This is a genomic window from Pedobacter sp. KBW01, from assembly GCF_003852395.1.
Lineage (GTDB): Bacteria > Bacteroidota > Bacteroidia > Sphingobacteriales > Sphingobacteriaceae > Pedobacter.
The window spans coordinates 222,010-237,150 of sequence record NZ_QAJQ01000006.1 but is presented as its reverse complement, the minus strand read 5'-3'; the positions used below and the strand labels follow the sequence as shown (position 1 = coordinate 237,150).

At 39.4% G+C, this 15,141-nt stretch carries 14 protein-coding genes; 4 read left to right on the top strand and 10 right to left on the bottom strand.

The annotated features are described in order from the left end of the window. Positions 1–206: 206 nt before the first annotated feature. From trmD to DBR40_RS06725, 5 genes are all read right to left on the bottom strand, one after another. The gene (gene trmD / locus DBR40_RS06745; protein WP_124558981.1) at positions 207–881 is read right to left on the bottom strand and encodes a tRNA (guanosine(37)-N1)-methyltransferase TrmD; all 675 of its coding nucleotides are present in this window, start codon (positions 879–881) and stop codon (positions 207–209) included. A 49-nt stretch (positions 882–930) separates the two neighbouring features. Next, entirely contained in the window at positions 931–2,280 is a 1,350-nt protein-coding gene (locus tag DBR40_RS06740; RefSeq protein ID WP_124558980.1) for a DUF4419 domain-containing protein, read from the bottom strand. A gap of 69 nt (positions 2,281–2,349) precedes the next feature. Continuing rightward, positions 2,350–2,943, bottom strand: coding sequence for a hypothetical protein (locus DBR40_RS06735; protein ID WP_124558979.1), 594 nt, complete (start codon positions 2,941–2,943; stop codon positions 2,350–2,352). Between the two features lie 52 nt (positions 2,944–2,995). Continuing rightward, positions 2,996–3,523 (bottom strand): ribosome maturation factor RimM, encoded by a 528-nt coding sequence (gene rimM / locus DBR40_RS06730; protein ID WP_124558978.1) that lies wholly within the window; start codon positions 3,521–3,523, stop codon positions 2,996–2,998. A 116-nt stretch (positions 3,524–3,639) separates the two neighbouring features. Continuing rightward, complete coding sequence (locus tag DBR40_RS06725) at positions 3,640–4,200, bottom strand: 30S ribosomal protein S16 (RefSeq protein ID WP_124558977.1); 561 nt, start codon at positions 4,198–4,200, stop codon at positions 3,640–3,642. A 145-nt stretch (positions 4,201–4,345) separates the two neighbouring features. Between DBR40_RS06725 and DBR40_RS06720 the strand changes: the two genes are divergently transcribed. Next, positions 4,346–4,867: a 5' nucleotidase, NT5C type gene (locus tag DBR40_RS06720; protein WP_166208103.1), complete on the top strand. Its 522-nt coding sequence runs from the start codon at positions 4,346–4,348 to the stop codon at positions 4,865–4,867. Positions 4,868–4,998: 131 nt separating this feature from the next. Here DBR40_RS06720 and DBR40_RS06715 read toward each other — a convergent pair whose 3' ends face one another. Then, complete coding sequence (locus tag DBR40_RS06715; protein WP_124558976.1) at positions 4,999–8,043, bottom strand: VIT domain-containing protein; 3,045 nt, start codon at positions 8,041–8,043, stop codon at positions 4,999–5,001. A gap of 146 nt (positions 8,044–8,189) precedes the next feature. Here DBR40_RS06715 and DBR40_RS06710 point away from each other — a divergent pair, with 146 nt between their 5' ends. Beyond that, positions 8,190–8,513, top strand: coding sequence for a heavy metal-binding domain-containing protein (locus tag DBR40_RS06710; RefSeq protein ID WP_025141635.1), 324 nt, complete (start codon positions 8,190–8,192; stop codon positions 8,511–8,513). Positions 8,514–8,597: 84 nt separating this feature from the next. Here DBR40_RS06710 and pfkA read toward each other — a convergent pair whose 3' ends face one another. The 4 genes from pfkA to DBR40_RS06690 all read right to left on the bottom strand — a co-directional run bounded on the left by pfkA (position 8,598) and on the right by DBR40_RS06690 (position 12,637). Continuing rightward, on the bottom strand, positions 8,598–9,581 hold the full coding sequence (pfkA, locus tag DBR40_RS06705; protein ID WP_124558975.1) for a 6-phosphofructokinase: 984 nt from the start codon (positions 9,579–9,581) through the stop codon (positions 8,598–8,600). Positions 9,582–9,585: 4 nt separating this feature from the next. Continuing rightward, on the bottom strand, positions 9,586–11,262 hold the full coding sequence (locus tag DBR40_RS06700; protein WP_124558974.1) for a protein-disulfide reductase DsbD family protein: 1,677 nt from the start codon (positions 11,260–11,262) through the stop codon (positions 9,586–9,588). A 140-nt stretch (positions 11,263–11,402) separates the two neighbouring features. Beyond that, the gene (locus tag DBR40_RS06695; protein ID WP_124558973.1) at positions 11,403–11,852 is read right to left on the bottom strand and encodes a protein-disulfide reductase DsbD domain-containing protein; all 450 of its coding nucleotides are present in this window, start codon (positions 11,850–11,852) and stop codon (positions 11,403–11,405) included. Between the two features lie 8 nt (positions 11,853–11,860). After that, positions 11,861–12,637, bottom strand: a complete 777-nt coding sequence (locus DBR40_RS06690; protein WP_124558972.1) for a biotin--[acetyl-CoA-carboxylase] ligase — start codon at positions 12,635–12,637, stop codon at positions 11,861–11,863. Between the two features lie 44 nt (positions 12,638–12,681). Here DBR40_RS06690 and rsfS point away from each other — a divergent pair, with 44 nt between their 5' ends. Continuing rightward, positions 12,682–13,056 carry a ribosome silencing factor gene (rsfS, locus tag DBR40_RS06685; RefSeq protein WP_039474075.1) on the top strand — a complete coding sequence of 125 codons (375 nt, stop codon included), beginning with the start codon at positions 12,682–12,684 and terminating at the stop codon, positions 13,054–13,056. 27 nt (positions 13,057–13,083) lie between these two features. After that, complete coding sequence (gene ftsH / locus DBR40_RS06680; protein ID WP_124558971.1) at positions 13,084–15,105, top strand: ATP-dependent zinc metalloprotease FtsH; 2,022 nt, start codon at positions 13,084–13,086, stop codon at positions 15,103–15,105. The last annotated feature ends 36 nt before the right edge of the window (positions 15,106–15,141 follow it).

Here is a 15,141-nt window from a genome sequence, read left to right as displayed (position 1 = left end):
GGAGGTTGAACGCAAGTCTCCTAAAATACCACATCGCCCGCTTATTTACAACAAATTCTCTGTTTTCCGTTCGCACTGCTTAATCCAAAAGATAGAAATCCACTTTTGAAATATAACCGGCTTTCTATCTGCTAAAATAGTAGGACACAAGGAAGTACGAAATACCCACTAAAGGGTATTTTTCCCGCGTAGAAATATCGCTCTACTTATTCAAGCAAATCGGGGCGACGTATTTTAGTTCGTTCAAGGGCTTGTTCGTGCCTCCATTCGTTTACCTTCGCTTCGTGTCCGCTTAACAAAACATCGGGCACTTTATGTCCGCGCCAATCGGCCGGGCGGGTGTATACGGGGGCATCAAGTAATTCTCCCTGAAAACTATCGGATAAGGCCGATGTTTCATCGTTTAATACGCCAGGAATTAAGCGTACGACGGCATCTACTACAATGGCTGCAGGAAGCTCACCGCCACTTAAAACATAATCGCCAACAGAGATTTCTCTGGTTACAAATATATCTCTGATACGCTGATCTATGCCTTTATAATGCCCGCACAGGATAATGATGTTTTTCTTAATGGAAAGCTCGTTAGCCGTGCTTTGATTTAAGGTAACACCATCGGGGCTCATGAAAATAATTTCATCGTACTCGCGCTCTGCCTGAAGTTTTTCAATACAGGCAGCAAAAGGTTCAATACTCATAACCATACCACTTCCACCACCATACTGATAGTCATCTACACTTTTTTGCTTATTGGTAGCATAATCACGTAAGTTATGTACCACAATTTCGGCAATCCCTTTTTTCTGTGCGCGGTGCAGTATAGAATGGGCAAAAGGACTTTCCAATAGGGCGGGTAAAACAGTTATAATATCGAAACGCATAGCGCAAAGGTAAGTCTTTAGTCTGAAGTCTTTAAACCAAAGTAGATTTTTACCTGATCCCTTTTACTACTTTCAGTTCCGGCCCTTTATCATTGATAATAATCTGCGTTTTTGGAAAAAGCTTAAATATCCGCTTTTCTTCTTCTTCGGTTATATTACCGTGCAACTTGAGTGTTAAAATACTGATCTCGGCCAGCTGATCCGGTATTTTAATCTGGTTTTTAAAGCTGAGTTCGAGCACACGCAGATTTTTAGCAGCATACACTTCGTTGGGTATCTCTGTAATGTTATAAACGCTCAGCGCATCAGATTTGCTCATGGTAGCTCCGCCTTCTACTGATGAGCTAATTGCCCAGCCAATTTCTGGCTTTAATGAAAAATCATTTTTGTTTTGCCTAAGGCCTACAAACCCCGCCCAGAACTCCATGTTGTATGTCTTCCTGGTTACTTTATCTTCTAATATAAACGGAACCTTTACCAGCTCCGGTGCCAGGCCACCAATATCAGAAATGGGCTTGAAATTGGTTTTTAATCCCTTTTTATTGTAAGGAAAAAGTTTTGTAATCCAGCCATCTATAGTGTTAACGGTACCATAAGCTTTGGTGGTATGCACTTTAATCATATTCATCCAAAACTCGTTATTCGGCTTGCCTTTTTTGGCCTGGATAATTTCTTTTACAATGGGTTCGAGTTCTGTTGTCCACCAGCTTAAATCGTACTGTTTAATAAATTTTATTTTTTGGAGCACTTTTTCCCAGTCCTCCACAGTTCCTTCTATCGTTACCCTGGGGATACCGCAGCTAATCAAAATAACCTGGTATACAAAATATGATCTCATTCCTTCCATCAAGGTAATTTCTGATGCAATTTTAGTGGTAGGAGTGGTGGTGCTAAAATCTGCTGTTAGATTTTTAACAAACTTCTTTCCGGTAAACAGACTTATTTGCTGATTAAACTGTGGAAAAAGTGCTTCCCAGTTGCTATTTGCGTTACCTAGCTTGATATCATTAGCCATTACGGTTAGCACTTTACGCCCTTCAAAATTAACCAGTTTACGCCTTAAAGCCTCCCTGTTGTTATCGATATGCCTTGCAAACCCTTGACTGATGAGTAACCAAATCATATCAGGCGATAAAACTACAGGCCTGTGATCTTTATAAGCGTTAAAAAAGCCGGTTAAAAAGGGATGATCCTGATAAAAGACAAGACTATCGGGCAATGGAGACATTTTTTCGAACGCACTGCGATATAAATCCGGCAAATCTTTTGCGGCGGTTTCTTTTAGTAATTTTTCTGGAGGAGATAGTTTTTCAATTTCTACAACAGTGGCTTTCTGGGCATTTACGGCTGTGCCAAATACTGTAAAGAGTAAAAATGAGAGGTATAATTTTCTGATCATAACAGCGGATTTAAAGTTATGATGCAGATTACGGCAATTTCCATAAAGGAAACGGTTAATTAGCTGTTTTTAAACTGTCCATTGATCGTGAATAACGGCAACCAGATAATAGGCATTGTTATATTTTTTAAAAACAAATCGCAAGCTGGTCCAATCGAGGCCTCTGTATTTTTCATCAAAGCCTTTAAAATAATACTCTGTAAAATGAAGTTGAGGGTAGGTATCCTTCAGGTTATCAATCGAATTGCCCTTACCTATAACCATATCGAAACTTTTCTGCGGGGCATGCAAATAGCCTGCGTTGTAAATAAATTTGTCGATATAGGTTTTGACCCTGATTTTAATGGGCTCGCCGCTTCCGTCAACGTGGCCCCAGGTTAAAATCCAGTTCCGGCTTATGGCTTCAAGAAAGTCTTTGGCCAGCACTTGTTTGTGGGTTGGGTCGATAAAGCCATATGGAGAGAAACGCACGCCATCTATGGGATGAAAAAGTGCGGCAAAAGCATCGTAATCTTTGGCTTGCAAAGCGGTTAATGCTTTTAAACCCACGGCTTCAATTGAATCCCGCTGACTTGCCTCATTCGCTTTTGCAGTATGTGCGGTTTTATTTTCTTTACGGTTGCAGCCTAAAATGAGTAGTACAGCAATTATTAAAACAGACAAACACCTCATAAGAGGTAAAACGAAAATTCTGCTTAAAAAGTTTCGGTCTTGCTTATTTCTCTAAATAAACATCAAGCAAGCCTTCAGGTAAATCGAGTGTTAAAATCTTTTCCTCATCATCAATTTCAACGATAAAATCTTCATTTAAAGGGAAAAGAATTTCTGTCTCCTGATAAAGCACGGTAGCTACAAACTGTTGAGGGTATTCATTAACCTCCAAAATCTCACCCAGTTCGCCAAGGGCTTCATCAATAGCCATAAAGCCTTTTAAATCGGTATAAAAGAATTCGTTTTCATCGCGCTCAGGCATCTGCGCAATTGGTAGATATAATTTCTTTTTTAGCAGCGGCTGAGCTTTATCAATGTGATCAACATCATCGAAGTTAAAATAACCTGTTTTATTGGCCTGCAGCTTTGCCGATGCCACGAAGTAAGGCACCAGTTTGCCGTTCATATCAGCAAAAACCACATCAAAATCGAGCTGTTCGTATTCGTCGAATTCGAAAAATACCTGAACTTCTCCTTTTAAACCTCTTGTTTTTGTAACGTAACCAACGTAAAATGCTTCTTCGTGTTTCATAATCACCCTAAATCCCCTAAAGGGGACTTATTAACACCCCCCTTTAGGGGAAAGGGGTATTAATAAAAATAGCGTTCCGAATCCGGAACGCTATTTTTTGAAACGGAATAATTAAATTATTCTGCTCCTTCTTCTTTAGTAGCTTCTGCTGCAGGAGCTTCTTCAGTTGCTTCAGCCTCAACAGCTGGAGCTTCTTCTTCAACAACCTCTTCTGCAACTGGTGCATTTTTAGCTGCGATTGCTGCTGCTTTTTCTTCTTTTTTCTTAGCTTCTGCTGCTAATGCTGCTTTACGCGCATCTGCTTTAGAAGTAGCTAAACCTTCTGTTTTACCAGAGATTTTACCAGCTTTAGCATCTAACCATGCTGCAAATTTTTCGTCAGCTTGTTCTTGAGTTAAAGCACCTTTTTTAACACCACCTTCTAAGTGTTTTTTGTATAAAACACCTTTGTAAGAAAGGATTGCACGAGCTGTATCAGTTGGTTCTGCACCACTGTTTACCCAAGCTAAAGTTTTTTCGAAGTTAATTTCGATAGTAGCAGGATTAGTGTTTGGGTTGTATGAACCTAAACGCTCAATAAATTTACCATCACGTGGAGAGCGAGAATCTGCTACCACAACGTGGAAAAAAGGTTTACCTTTTTTACCGAATCTTTGCAATCTGATTTTAGTTGCCATTTCTTTTTGTATTTATGTATTCAACATAGTTCCCGGAGCTGCATGCTGCGGGGCTGCAAAGATAACTAAAATACTGTAAATTAAAAACATACTTTAATTTATTTGTTTTCTGGATATTTACGATCAAAATATTTGCTGATACAAAATGAAAAGAATTGCGATTGATATGGACGAGGTAATTGCCGACGCCCTCGGAAAATTTATTAAACTGTATAACCGCGATTACAACGTACCGCTCGATTTGAAAATAGCTGCTGGAAATGAAATTTACCATCATGTTCCGCATGAAGTTAACCAAAAATGGTTCGAGTACATTAACGAACCTGGCTTTTTTCGCGATATGGAAGTAATTGCCGATAGCCAGCGGGTAATTAAGGCCCTGCAAGAAAAATACGATGTCTATATTGTTTCGGCGGCTATGGAATTCCGCAATTCGCTGGTTGATAAATACGACTGGATGGCCGAGCATTTCCCCTTTATTGATTGGCAGCACCTTATGTTCTGTGGAAACAAAATTGTGGAGGTAGATATCCTGATCGACGACCGCATTAAAAATTTTGTAGGCTTTAAAGGCCGGCCGCTTTTGTTCACCTCGCCACACAATTTACTCATTACCCAATATGAGCGCGTAAACACTTGGGAAGAGGTGGCGGGTTTATTACTTTAAGCTATATCAAAAACCGTCATTTCGATTACGGCAGGAAATCTCGTTCTAGATTTCGCTATGCGATAGTCGAAACGACGACATAATTGAAAGGCTATCCAATCAGTATAATCATTTAATCTGTGTAATCCTTTTTAAAAGTTAAACTCACCAACAAAGTTGCCCTTACTATCGTTTGCAGCTAAGGGCATTACAATTACCTTGCGTTGCTGTTTACCAGTTGCATACTGGGTATAAATCTCAGCGGTTACAGTTGTTGGTCCGCTAATGTTAATCTGCCTGTCGCCAAAATAATTTACCTCGATTTTATATTTCCCTTTGGGCGCTTTTTTAATCATAAACTGCTCTGGGCCATAACCCGCTGTAAAATCGTTACTAATCCTGCCACCGATTTTTGTCCTTGAGTTACCATAATAACCCTTTTCGCCCATCGGATCAGTAAGCCATAAATCGATATCTGTATCGTTTTTATTCCAGTTTAATACCACGCGCACATCCACAGGTAAAGGCTGGATTAATCGTTTATCAATATCTTTAGTGCTTAATTTATTGCTATGGCGGGCAATTAAATTGTTGATTTCAGCAATTACAATTTCCTCAATCCCCTGATCCCTGCTGGCAATCTGGCTATTGTAACTTTGTGTTAATACTTTGTATAAATTATCTAAAGCCTTTTGATACTGACCAATATCTGCCAATGCTAAAGCATAATCGCGGTAACTCTGTGCGTCCATTGGCCGCCATTGTAAAACTTTTTGGGTAATAAAAATCTCCTCATTATAATTACCTGTTTGTTTGAGTTTATAAGCCAAGGTTTTATATAGATCGGAATTTTCGAGGTCTAAATCGGCAATGTTGCTTAAAATAGTTAAAGCCCGTACACTATCTTTTTGCTGGTAAAACCAGTTGGCTACGTCAAAATAAAACATGGGTGTAGACACATAATCTGGTCGCATTTTTAAATAAGCCTGATAAGCGCTGTCCGGTTTTCCTACTATATTTTTCATGTAGGCTTTATCGCTCTTAAATTCTGGTATAACAATAGTTGGCCGTTTATCTCTCCCCACTGTGCTTGTATTTTGCACACTTAGGCCAGCAACCTTACCCTGCAGAAAACCACCAATTTCTTTCGCTTTTAACTGCGTTAAAGCAGCGCCTGTTATGGCTCTTTTTGCCTGTGCACCATAACCCACAACCACTACTTCATTTAATTCATTTGTCCGTTCAGCCGCTTTTCTTGCTGCACCAACAGGAGGGGCAACGCGCACTTCTTGTGCCCTGATTGCCTCGTTCCTCCTCGAGGTAGCAGCCAGTTCATTTACTACAATATCGGCAGTAGGATCACCTTGTATATCAGCTTGTCCCGGATCAGGGTAACCTTCTTTTTTCTTCTCAATTTCCTGGTTAAACTCCGTATTCCACCAGGTTTTTAATTCTTTTGTCATCGCTACAGCTGCGTTAAGCAAATCCGTTTTACGTTCCAGAATTGCTGTTCTACGCTGTTTTAAAACTGCCTCGTATTCTTGCCGCAATTCTGCTGGCGGCACAATATCATAGCGCAGGTAATCATCGAGGTTTTCGAGCACAATTAAACTGGTATTCCGCGTAACAATGCCAAACTGTTTACTTAAAACGCTTATGTCGTCTTTGTTGGCTTCGTATTGGATATCCATTTCAGCAATTTTCTTCTGTGCCCAAACCCGGCTCACATTGATGCTGTTAAAAGTATGTTCTGTGCCATTTAAACGAACCTCTTGCTCAGACACCACTGAATTGCCGTAACCAAACTGCAGTACAAATGCAGTGTTGATCCCGTTTAATATTCCCGCCAAAGAAAAGTTTCCGCCTACGTTAACATGTACCGAGGGATAGGTTTGACGCACATCCGATCCATTTTTAATCCCTAAAAACTGTAGGTTCTGCTCGTTAAGCTGTTTAAAGGCATCATTAACCGCAATGGCATTGAGGTTTATAAACTGTCCTCCCGTTTTCTGACTGATGTATTTCAAAGTACTATAATCCGCTTTTAAGGCTGTATTTATAGTATGTACGGGTTTATTTATCGAAATTACATTTGGGCCAAAGGTTGAGAGGCCATCGCTAAACAACAGGTATTCATCGGCCTGAAAAGCGCGCGTGTTTACAGCACTAAAATTTGTACCACCATCGTAAACCAGATTTTCCAGTTTGTTTTTGAGTAAGACCCAGTTCCCATTCGAAATGGTAAAGTTACCGGCCTGTTTAAAGCCATTGTTTAGCAAACCCAGTTGTATGGTTAAGTTTTGCTTTTTCTTGATAATCTGATCTAAAAGTTCCAGTTCCTTTTTAATATCACGCTGTAAACCGCTTAAAGAGGTATCCCAGATTAAACCAATCTGGTTAGACCATTGGCGTTGCCTGCTCTGTGTTTTCGGAAACACATTGACTAAAAAGTAGTATCCACTGGATGCTTTTTGCATCTGAACTTCCGGTAAATCGCTCCGCTTGGGTAAATTTATCGTTAAACCATATTTTGGCTGGTAGTTGTTTTTATTAATTTCGCCAACATAAGTGTTCCCATTGGCTTTTAAATTAAAGCTGCCTTCGGGTTGCTCGCTAAGATGAGGCTTTAAAACACTTTCAAAAACCGTAGTTTTTAGCGTAAAGTTTTCTACTGCCTGGTTATAGTTTAAAGGCAAATGGTAGCGTAGGGCGTTTCCATTATTAAAGCTAAGCTCTTCTTCATAACCAACAACAATGGTTCTGCTTCCGTTGGCAGGCAAGGGGTAAATCCTCGTCCTGAAATTATTGCCTTCTACTTTCTCCAAAAGACCCGGATCGACCCTACGACGCTCTATACTTTCAAAAACCTCAGTTGCCTTAGCTTTTTCAACTGGTACAGCCTCACGCATTTTCCCATTAATATCGAGTGCGTAACGACTAATGCTTACACCCTCGGGCATAGGAAAGGTTAATTCACCTTCCAGTATACGATTGCTGTTGTTATAAAACGTCATAGTCATTACCGTAGTGGCAATATTTCCGGTAATTTGCACATCGATATTTAGCTTTTTAAGCTTTACAGCTCGTTTTTGCGCTTCATTTTCTGTTTGCTCAATTTTGAGTACTGGCATTTGGGCCTGCACTAAAAATGCAATTGAAAGGAAAAAGAAGAGGAGAAGAGTTTTAGAAGGTTTCATAACTATCGGTTTTTTAATAGTGATGCGAAACCGGATGAGATTACATAAATTTATTTTTCTAAATGCAGAAACGGCTTAAAAAAGAGCGTTCAAAATTTTTGTAACATTTTAGCAGGATAATATTCTAATTATAAAAAACTGAAACTATGTTAGTAACCACAACGCCTACAGTTGAGGGCAGAAAAATTGTAAAATATATCGGCTTAGTAACCGGAGAGACCATTATTGGCGCAAATATTTTTAAAGATTTATTTGCAGGCATAACTGATATTGTAGGGGGGAGATCGAGCTCTTACGAACGTGTTTTAAGAGAAGGAAAAGATACTGCTGTTAACGAAATGCAACAATATGCGGCTGCACTTGGAGCGAATGCTATTGTTGGCGTAGATTTAGATTACGAAACAGTTGGTAGCGGAGGCAGTATGCTGATGGTAAGTGCCAACGGTACTGCTGTAATTTTAGAAGATTAAGATATTTGCTTATAGCGAAACTAAGCAAAAACAAGAAAGTCTTTCCGGTGCGGGAAAGACTTTTCTTTTATATCATATTTTTGATTAAAACGACAGTATGTCGATCATCTTTAACCATTTAGTACTTACCTTCTCAGCATCGATGTGTTTAATGGCATGATCAAATGGCGTAAAAGTAATTTCACGGTTCACCTGGCCAATCATTACACCACTTTCGCCTTTAATTAGCGCTTCTACCGCTGCAACGCCTAACTGGCTTGCTAAAACGCGGTCCATGCAGGTTGGTTTTCCTCCTCGTTGAATATGGCCTAAAATCGAAACCTTAGTATCATAATGCGGGTATTTGGCCTGCAAAATTTCAGCCACCTTAAAAGCTCCGCCCGTATCATCGCCTTCGGCAACAATAATAATCTTCGATGCTTTATCTTTCCGGCTATGTTCCAGTTTATGCAAAATATCATCGGCATTCATATTAGCCTCCGGAATCATAATGGCTTCTGCACCCACGCCAATACCACTTCTTAAAGCAATTAAACCCGAATCGCGTCCCATTACCTCAACAATAAAAAGGCGGTCATGCGACTCTGCAGTATCCCTGATCCGGTCAACCGCGTCAATTACAGTATTAATCGCCGAATCGTAACCAATGGTAAAATCAGTACCTGCCAAATCGTTATCAATGGTTCCTGGTAATCCTACCACCGGGAAATCGAATTCTTTTGAAAAAATATTCGCTCCGGTAAAAGTTCCGTCGCCACCAATCACAATCAGCGCATCGATCCCTTTGGCTTTTAAATTTTCGTAAGCCGTTTTTCGGCCTTCAACGGTTCTAAAAGCTTCGCTCCGTGCAGTTTTTAAGATTGTACCACCGCGTTGGATAATATTTGCCACAGATTTACGGTCCATGGCCATAAAATCGTTGTTGATCAATCCTTCGTACCCACGGATAAACCCGGTTACTTCAATATCATAATAAATAGAGGCCCTTACTACGGCCCTTATTGCAGCGTTCATACCCGGCGAATCACCACCTGAGGTTAAAACACCAATATTCTTAATTTTGCTCATTTGTTTATTTCTTAGCAAACTCTGATAATCCCTGATCCAGATATTGCAAATATTTGTCTATATCAAATTCGACACCAATAGGCGGCGAAACTAATTCCTTTTCATCGGTACCCAAAAGTACGTAATATGGTTGCGAAATGGTATTAAATCTTTCTGCTTGCAAGTGTTTAAATTTCTTTCCTACTGTATTTACTTTGGTACCCAGTATTTTAGAATCAAATTGTTCGGCAATTGGTAAATTGGTTTTATCGTCTGTATAGAGTGAAACAACAATATAATCTTCTTTTAACCTCTTAAGCACTCTCGGATCAGACCAAACCCTTGCTTCCATTTCGCGGCAATTTACACAACCATGGCCGGTAAAATCTAGAAATAACGGTTTTTTTACTTCCCTGGCATAAGCAAGCGCTTCTTCGTAATCAAAGAAACCATCAATATTATGTGGAATGTGTAAAAAGTCCGCATATTTTCTTTTGGGATGGTTTGAAGCTGTACTTTGACCAACTCCTGATCCGCTATCCTGGCCAATGACAAAATCCTGGGTAGATAAGGGAGGAACCAAAGCGCTAACTGCTTTTAATGGCGCGCCCCATAAACCAGGAATAAGATAAATGGCGAAAACAAAAGTAGCAGTGGCAATAAATAACCTTGGAACCGAAACATACGGAAGGTCACTATCGTGAGAAAACTTAATTTTTCCCAATAAATAAACGCCTAAAATTAAGGCTAAAACGATCCAGATGGCTAAGAAAATTTCGCGATCTAAGATACCCCAGTGATAAGCTAAATCGGCTGTTGAAAGGAATTTTAAAGATAAACCCAGCTCAAGGAAACCCAGAAAAACTTTGATCGAGTTTAACCATCCGCCTGATTTTGGCAAGCCTGTCATTAAGCTTGGGAAAATGGCAAACAGAGTAAAAATTACCGCTAATGATAACGAAAAGCCAAACATCACCACCACTGGCGTTAACAAATCTGTATTAATAGCCACTAAAGACGTTCCGATTAACGGCCCGGTACAAGAGAAAGAAACAACGGCTAAAGTTGCTGCCATAAAGAAGATTCCGCTCAGGCCTTTCGAATCTGATTTGGCATCGAGCTTATTAACAAAAGAGCTTGGCAGCGTAATTTCGAATGCGCCTAAAAAGGAAACACCGAAAACAATCAATATCAGGAAGATGAAAATATTAAAAAATCCATCGGTAGAGATCTCGTTTAATGCACTAGCACCCCAAATCAGCGTAATAATTACACCTAAACCAACGTAAATTACGATGATGGATAAGCCATAAATAATAGCACTTCTGATTCCTTTTGCCCTGCTTTCTGCACGTTTGGTAAAAAAACCAACCGTAAGCGGAACCATCGGAAATATACACGGAAGAAAAAAGGCTGCAATACCAGCCAACAGGCCTAAGCCAAAAGTTACCCATAAGGATTGTTTTGGTGCTGCATCTTTAGCAACAGCTGCAGCTTTATCTACTTTAACCGTATCCTTTTTAACCGAATCTTTTACCAGACTATTCGCAGCACTATCCTGTGCCGATCCTACTTCGGTAAAAACAATATCATCGGGTGGGGCAGTTGCTGTGGTATCTTGCGTTACAAGTGCGTAACTTTTAATGGCCGGTAGTGCAATAAACATCGCCGCCATTAATAACAATAATAGAACCTTTTTCATTTGTGCGCTTTGTGTGTGTTTGAATGAAGCCGTGAAATTAATAATAATTTTATTAACAGCTTTTTACCACACGTAGATTTTACTTTAAAAAGAAACAGTCCCGAGTTTGTCGGGACTGTTTGTAATTATTTTGTTGTCAACTATTTAACCGGAACGCTAAATTCAACCTCTTCTGGCGGAAGACATTGCTTATCGTTACAAACCATAAATTCTACTTTACCTTTTGCAATGGCTGTACCTTTATTTAGCTTAATTTTTTGCTGAAAAATAACAGACTTTTCGAAATAACTAACGTTCATTTTAAAAGTACTCTCGTATTTTACAATCGCCTTAGGCTCAACTGTTTTTCCAACCAGACTAAAATCTTTAGAAGGAGCAAAGGTAAAAGTAGTTTTTACCGGACCGCCGTCTTTAACGTTTTGAGAATAAATGTGCCATCTGTCTTCAATAGTGGCTTTTAAATATATTGTAGCTTCGTTATTTCCGGTTTTCTTTGCAAAATATGCCCAGGTAACCGGCTTTTCAATTTGCGCAAATGCACCAGCAATGGTAAAAAGTACCATTGAAAGTACCAGTGAGATTTTTTTCATTGTGTGTTTTATTTTGTGTGTGTAAATTCTATTTCTTTAAAATTGAAGCTTTTTAAGCCTTGTTCAGTCTCTACCCTTAATCTGCCGTTTTCTTCAACTCCGATTATGCTACCTTCAAAAATGGCTCCATTAATTTGATATAACGCCCTAACTCCAAAGTTATACAGTTTGCCAAGGTAATCATTTTGTAAAATACTATACTTTCCGGCTCTCAAAATTAAGTAGTATTTTTCCATAAATATGAATATTTTCTCCATAATATCCATTAAAAACGTTTCCTTTTGTAAAATTTGAATGACTGAAGTGGCTCTTTGAGTGATATTTTCGGAAAATTCTTTCTGATTCACATTTAAACCAATGCCAATTACAGCCGATTTAATTACACTGCCTGTCAGTGTGTTTTCGATCAAAATTCCGCCAAGTTTTTTATCCCGGTAATATACGTCATTAGGCCATTTGATACTAAGCCCATCCGGAATAAAGTGGCTTAATGCTTCGTTAACGGCCAAACTAACGGCCATATTCAGATAAAACTGCTTATCGAGGGGTAAAAATGAAGGCTTTAGGTAAATGCTGGTACTGATATTTTTTCCGGCCTGCGTTTGCCAAATGCTTTGCTGCTGCCCTCTTCCGGCAAACTGATTATCTGCCATAATTACAGTACCTTCGGCTAATGGCTCGGATTTTGACACCATTTCTTTTAAAAAGTTATTGGTAGAATCAACTTCTTTTAATTTGATTAAATTTTGACCAACAAATAGTGTCGAAAAAGTGTTATTTTGCAAGTGTTGAATTTATAATATTGTAATTCCAAAATTAAAGCATTTTAATGGTAAAAAAGAAAATAGTAGCCCTTTCTACATACCTTTCTGAGTTGGCTGTTCACGGCATACAAGAGAAAAAAGGAGAAGATATAGTGCGGTTAGATCTTAGAAATATCCATACATCGGTAGCTGATTATTTCATTATTGCCAGTGCCAACTCGGGCACGCAGGTAAAAGCTATTGCCGATAGTGTAGAAAAAGAAATATATAAAGCCACTCAGGTAGACCCCAGACACAAGGAGGGTTTCGAATCTGCCGATTGGATTATCCTGGATTATTTTGATGTGGTTGTGCACATTTTTAAGACGGAAAAACGCCATTTTTATGGCATAGAAGAACTTTGGGGGGATGCGGAAAGCACAAATTATCAAAGCGCGTAACCTTTAGAACCATTTTGACAAAGACAAATGAACGATAATCAAAATACCAACGAAAACAACAAACAGGGAAAAAGATTACCTAACATCCCGAAGAAACCCCAAAAAGGATCAAAATTTAACATTTTCTGGGTGTACGCAGCAATTATAATTGCCATTATTGCCGCCCAGTTCTTATTCACTACCGATAGTGGTAAAGAAGTTAAATACGATACTTTTGAAAGCCAGATGTTACTAACCGGCGACGTTGACCGGATTGTAGCTTACCAAACAGAAGACCTGGTTAAAGCTGAGGTTTACATTAAAAAAGACAGTTTAGATAAAAAACCACAATACAAAGCTTACAAAAATACAAGCTCTTTAAACATGTCGAGTGGCCCAACCGTGTACTTTACCTACGGTGGAAAATTTGCCGATTTAAGAGCTGCTTTAGCCGAATCGCAAAAAGCATTACCTGCAGGCAGAAAAGCAATTACCTTCAGTTCAGAAAATCGTAGCAATCCTTTAGCGAGCTGGTTTTTAAGCATTATTTTACCAGTATTACTTTTAATTGGTTTCTGGATTTTCATGATGCGCAGAATGGGTGGTGGTGCAGGCGGTGGCGGTCAGATTTTCAGTATCGGAAAATCTAAAGCAACCTTATTCGATAAAGAAAGTCAGGTAAACATTACGTTTAACGATGTTGCCGGTTTAGAAGAAGCTAAAACTGAGGTGATGGAAATTGTAGATTTCCTTAAAAACCCTAAAAAATATACCGATCTGGGTGGAAAAATCCCGAAAGGCGCTTTATTGGTAGGTTCGCCGGGTACCGGTAAAACCTTATTGGCTAAAGCTGTTGCCGGCGAAGCTCAGGTACCGTTTTTCTCTTTATCAGGGTCTGATTTTGTTGAAATGTTTGTTGGGGTAGGTGCATCCCGTGTGCGCGACCTCTTTAAACAAGCAAAGGATAAATCACCTTGTATCATTTTCATTGATGAGATCGATGCAATTGGCCGTGCCCGTGGTAAAAACGGTGTAATGGGTGGTAACGATGAACGCGAAAATACCCTAAACCAGCTTCTGGTTGAAATGGATGGTTTTGGCACCAACACGCACGTGATTATTTTAGCCGCAACCAACCGTGCTGATGTTTTAGATAAAGCCTTATTAAGAGCTGGCCGTTTCGACAGACAAATTTATGTTGATCTACCGGATGTTATTGAGCGTAAACAAATTTTCGAAGTGCACATTACGCCTTTAAAGAAATCGGAAGAGTTAGATACTGAATTTTTAGCCAAACAAACGCCTGGTTTCTCAGGTGCAGATATTGCCAATGTTTGTAACGAAGCCGCTTTAATTGCAGCCCGAAAAAATAAATCGGCGGTTGATAAACAAGATTTCTTAGATGCTGTTGACCGGATTGTAGGTGGTTTAGAAAAGAAAAACAAAATTATTACCCCAAGCGAAAAACGTGCAATTGCAATCCACGAAGCAGGTCACGCAACGGTAAGCTGGTTATTAGAGCACGCTGCACCTTTGGTTAAAGTTACTATTGTTCCACGTGGACAGAGCTTAGGCGCAGCCTGGTACCTGCCTGAAGAGCGCTTAATTGTTCGCCCGCACCAAATGCTGGATGAAATGTGTGCTACAATGGGAGGCAGGGCTGCCGAAAAGGTAATGTTCGATACCATTTCTACAGGAGCGTTGAGCGATTTAGAGAAGGTAAACAAACAAGCGAGAGCAATGGTTACCATTTACGGCCTGAACGAAAAACTAGGAAACATTACCTATTACGATTCATCAGGTCAGAATGAATATAATTTCTCTAAACCTTATTCAGAAGATACTGCATTAACAATCGATAAAGAAATTTCTACACTGATTGAAGGTCAATACCAAAGAGCCATTAATTTGTTAGAAGAAAACAAAGATAAGCTGGTTCAATTGGCTGATATCTTAATTGAAAAAGAAGTATTGTTTAAAGATGATTTAGAAGAGATTTTCGGAAAACGCTTATTCGAAAATCAGGGAGAAAGCGGCACTCCAGGACATATTACTCCTGTAGAAGCATAAATAAACAATTTCAATTATTACATTTGCTACCCTGGT

Excerpts from the sequence above, each read along its gene's own strand:
- DBR40_RS06725 (WP_124558977.1), bottom strand. The coding sequence starts at position 4,200 with ATGGCAACTAAAATCAGATTGCAAAGATTCGGTAAAAAAGGTAAACCT.
- DBR40_RS06740 (WP_124558980.1), bottom strand. The coding sequence starts at position 2,280 with ATGATCAGAAAATTATACCTCTCATTTTTACTCTTTACAGTATTTGGC.
- rsfS (WP_039474075.1), top strand. The coding sequence starts at position 12,682 with ATGGTAAAAAAGAAAATAGTAGCCCTTTCTACATACCTTTCTGAGTTG.
- DBR40_RS06695 (WP_124558973.1), bottom strand. The coding sequence starts at position 11,852 with ATGAAAAAAATCTCACTGGTACTTTCAATGGTACTTTTTACCATTGCT.
- DBR40_RS06715 (WP_124558976.1), bottom strand. The coding sequence starts at position 8,043 with ATGAAACCTTCTAAAACTCTTCTCCTCTTCTTTTTCCTTTCAATTGCA.
- pfkA (WP_124558975.1), bottom strand. The coding sequence starts at position 9,581 with ATGAGCAAAATTAAGAATATTGGTGTTTTAACCTCAGGTGGTGATTCG.
- rimM (WP_124558978.1), bottom strand. The coding sequence starts at position 3,523 with ATGAAACACGAAGAAGCATTTTACGTTGGTTACGTTACAAAAACAAGA.
- DBR40_RS06720 (WP_166208103.1), top strand. The coding sequence starts at position 4,346 with ATGAAAAGAATTGCGATTGATATGGACGAGGTAATTGCCGACGCCCTC.
- trmD (WP_124558981.1), bottom strand. The coding sequence starts at position 881 with ATGCGTTTCGATATTATAACTGTTTTACCCGCCCTATTGGAAAGTCCT.
- DBR40_RS06700 (WP_124558974.1), bottom strand. The coding sequence starts at position 11,262 with ATGAAAAAGGTTCTATTATTGTTATTAATGGCGGCGATGTTTATTGCA.
- ftsH (WP_124558971.1), top strand. The coding sequence starts at position 13,084 with ATGAACGATAATCAAAATACCAACGAAAACAACAAACAGGGAAAAAGA.
- DBR40_RS06710 (WP_025141635.1), top strand. The coding sequence starts at position 8,190 with ATGTTAGTAACCACAACGCCTACAGTTGAGGGCAGAAAAATTGTAAAA.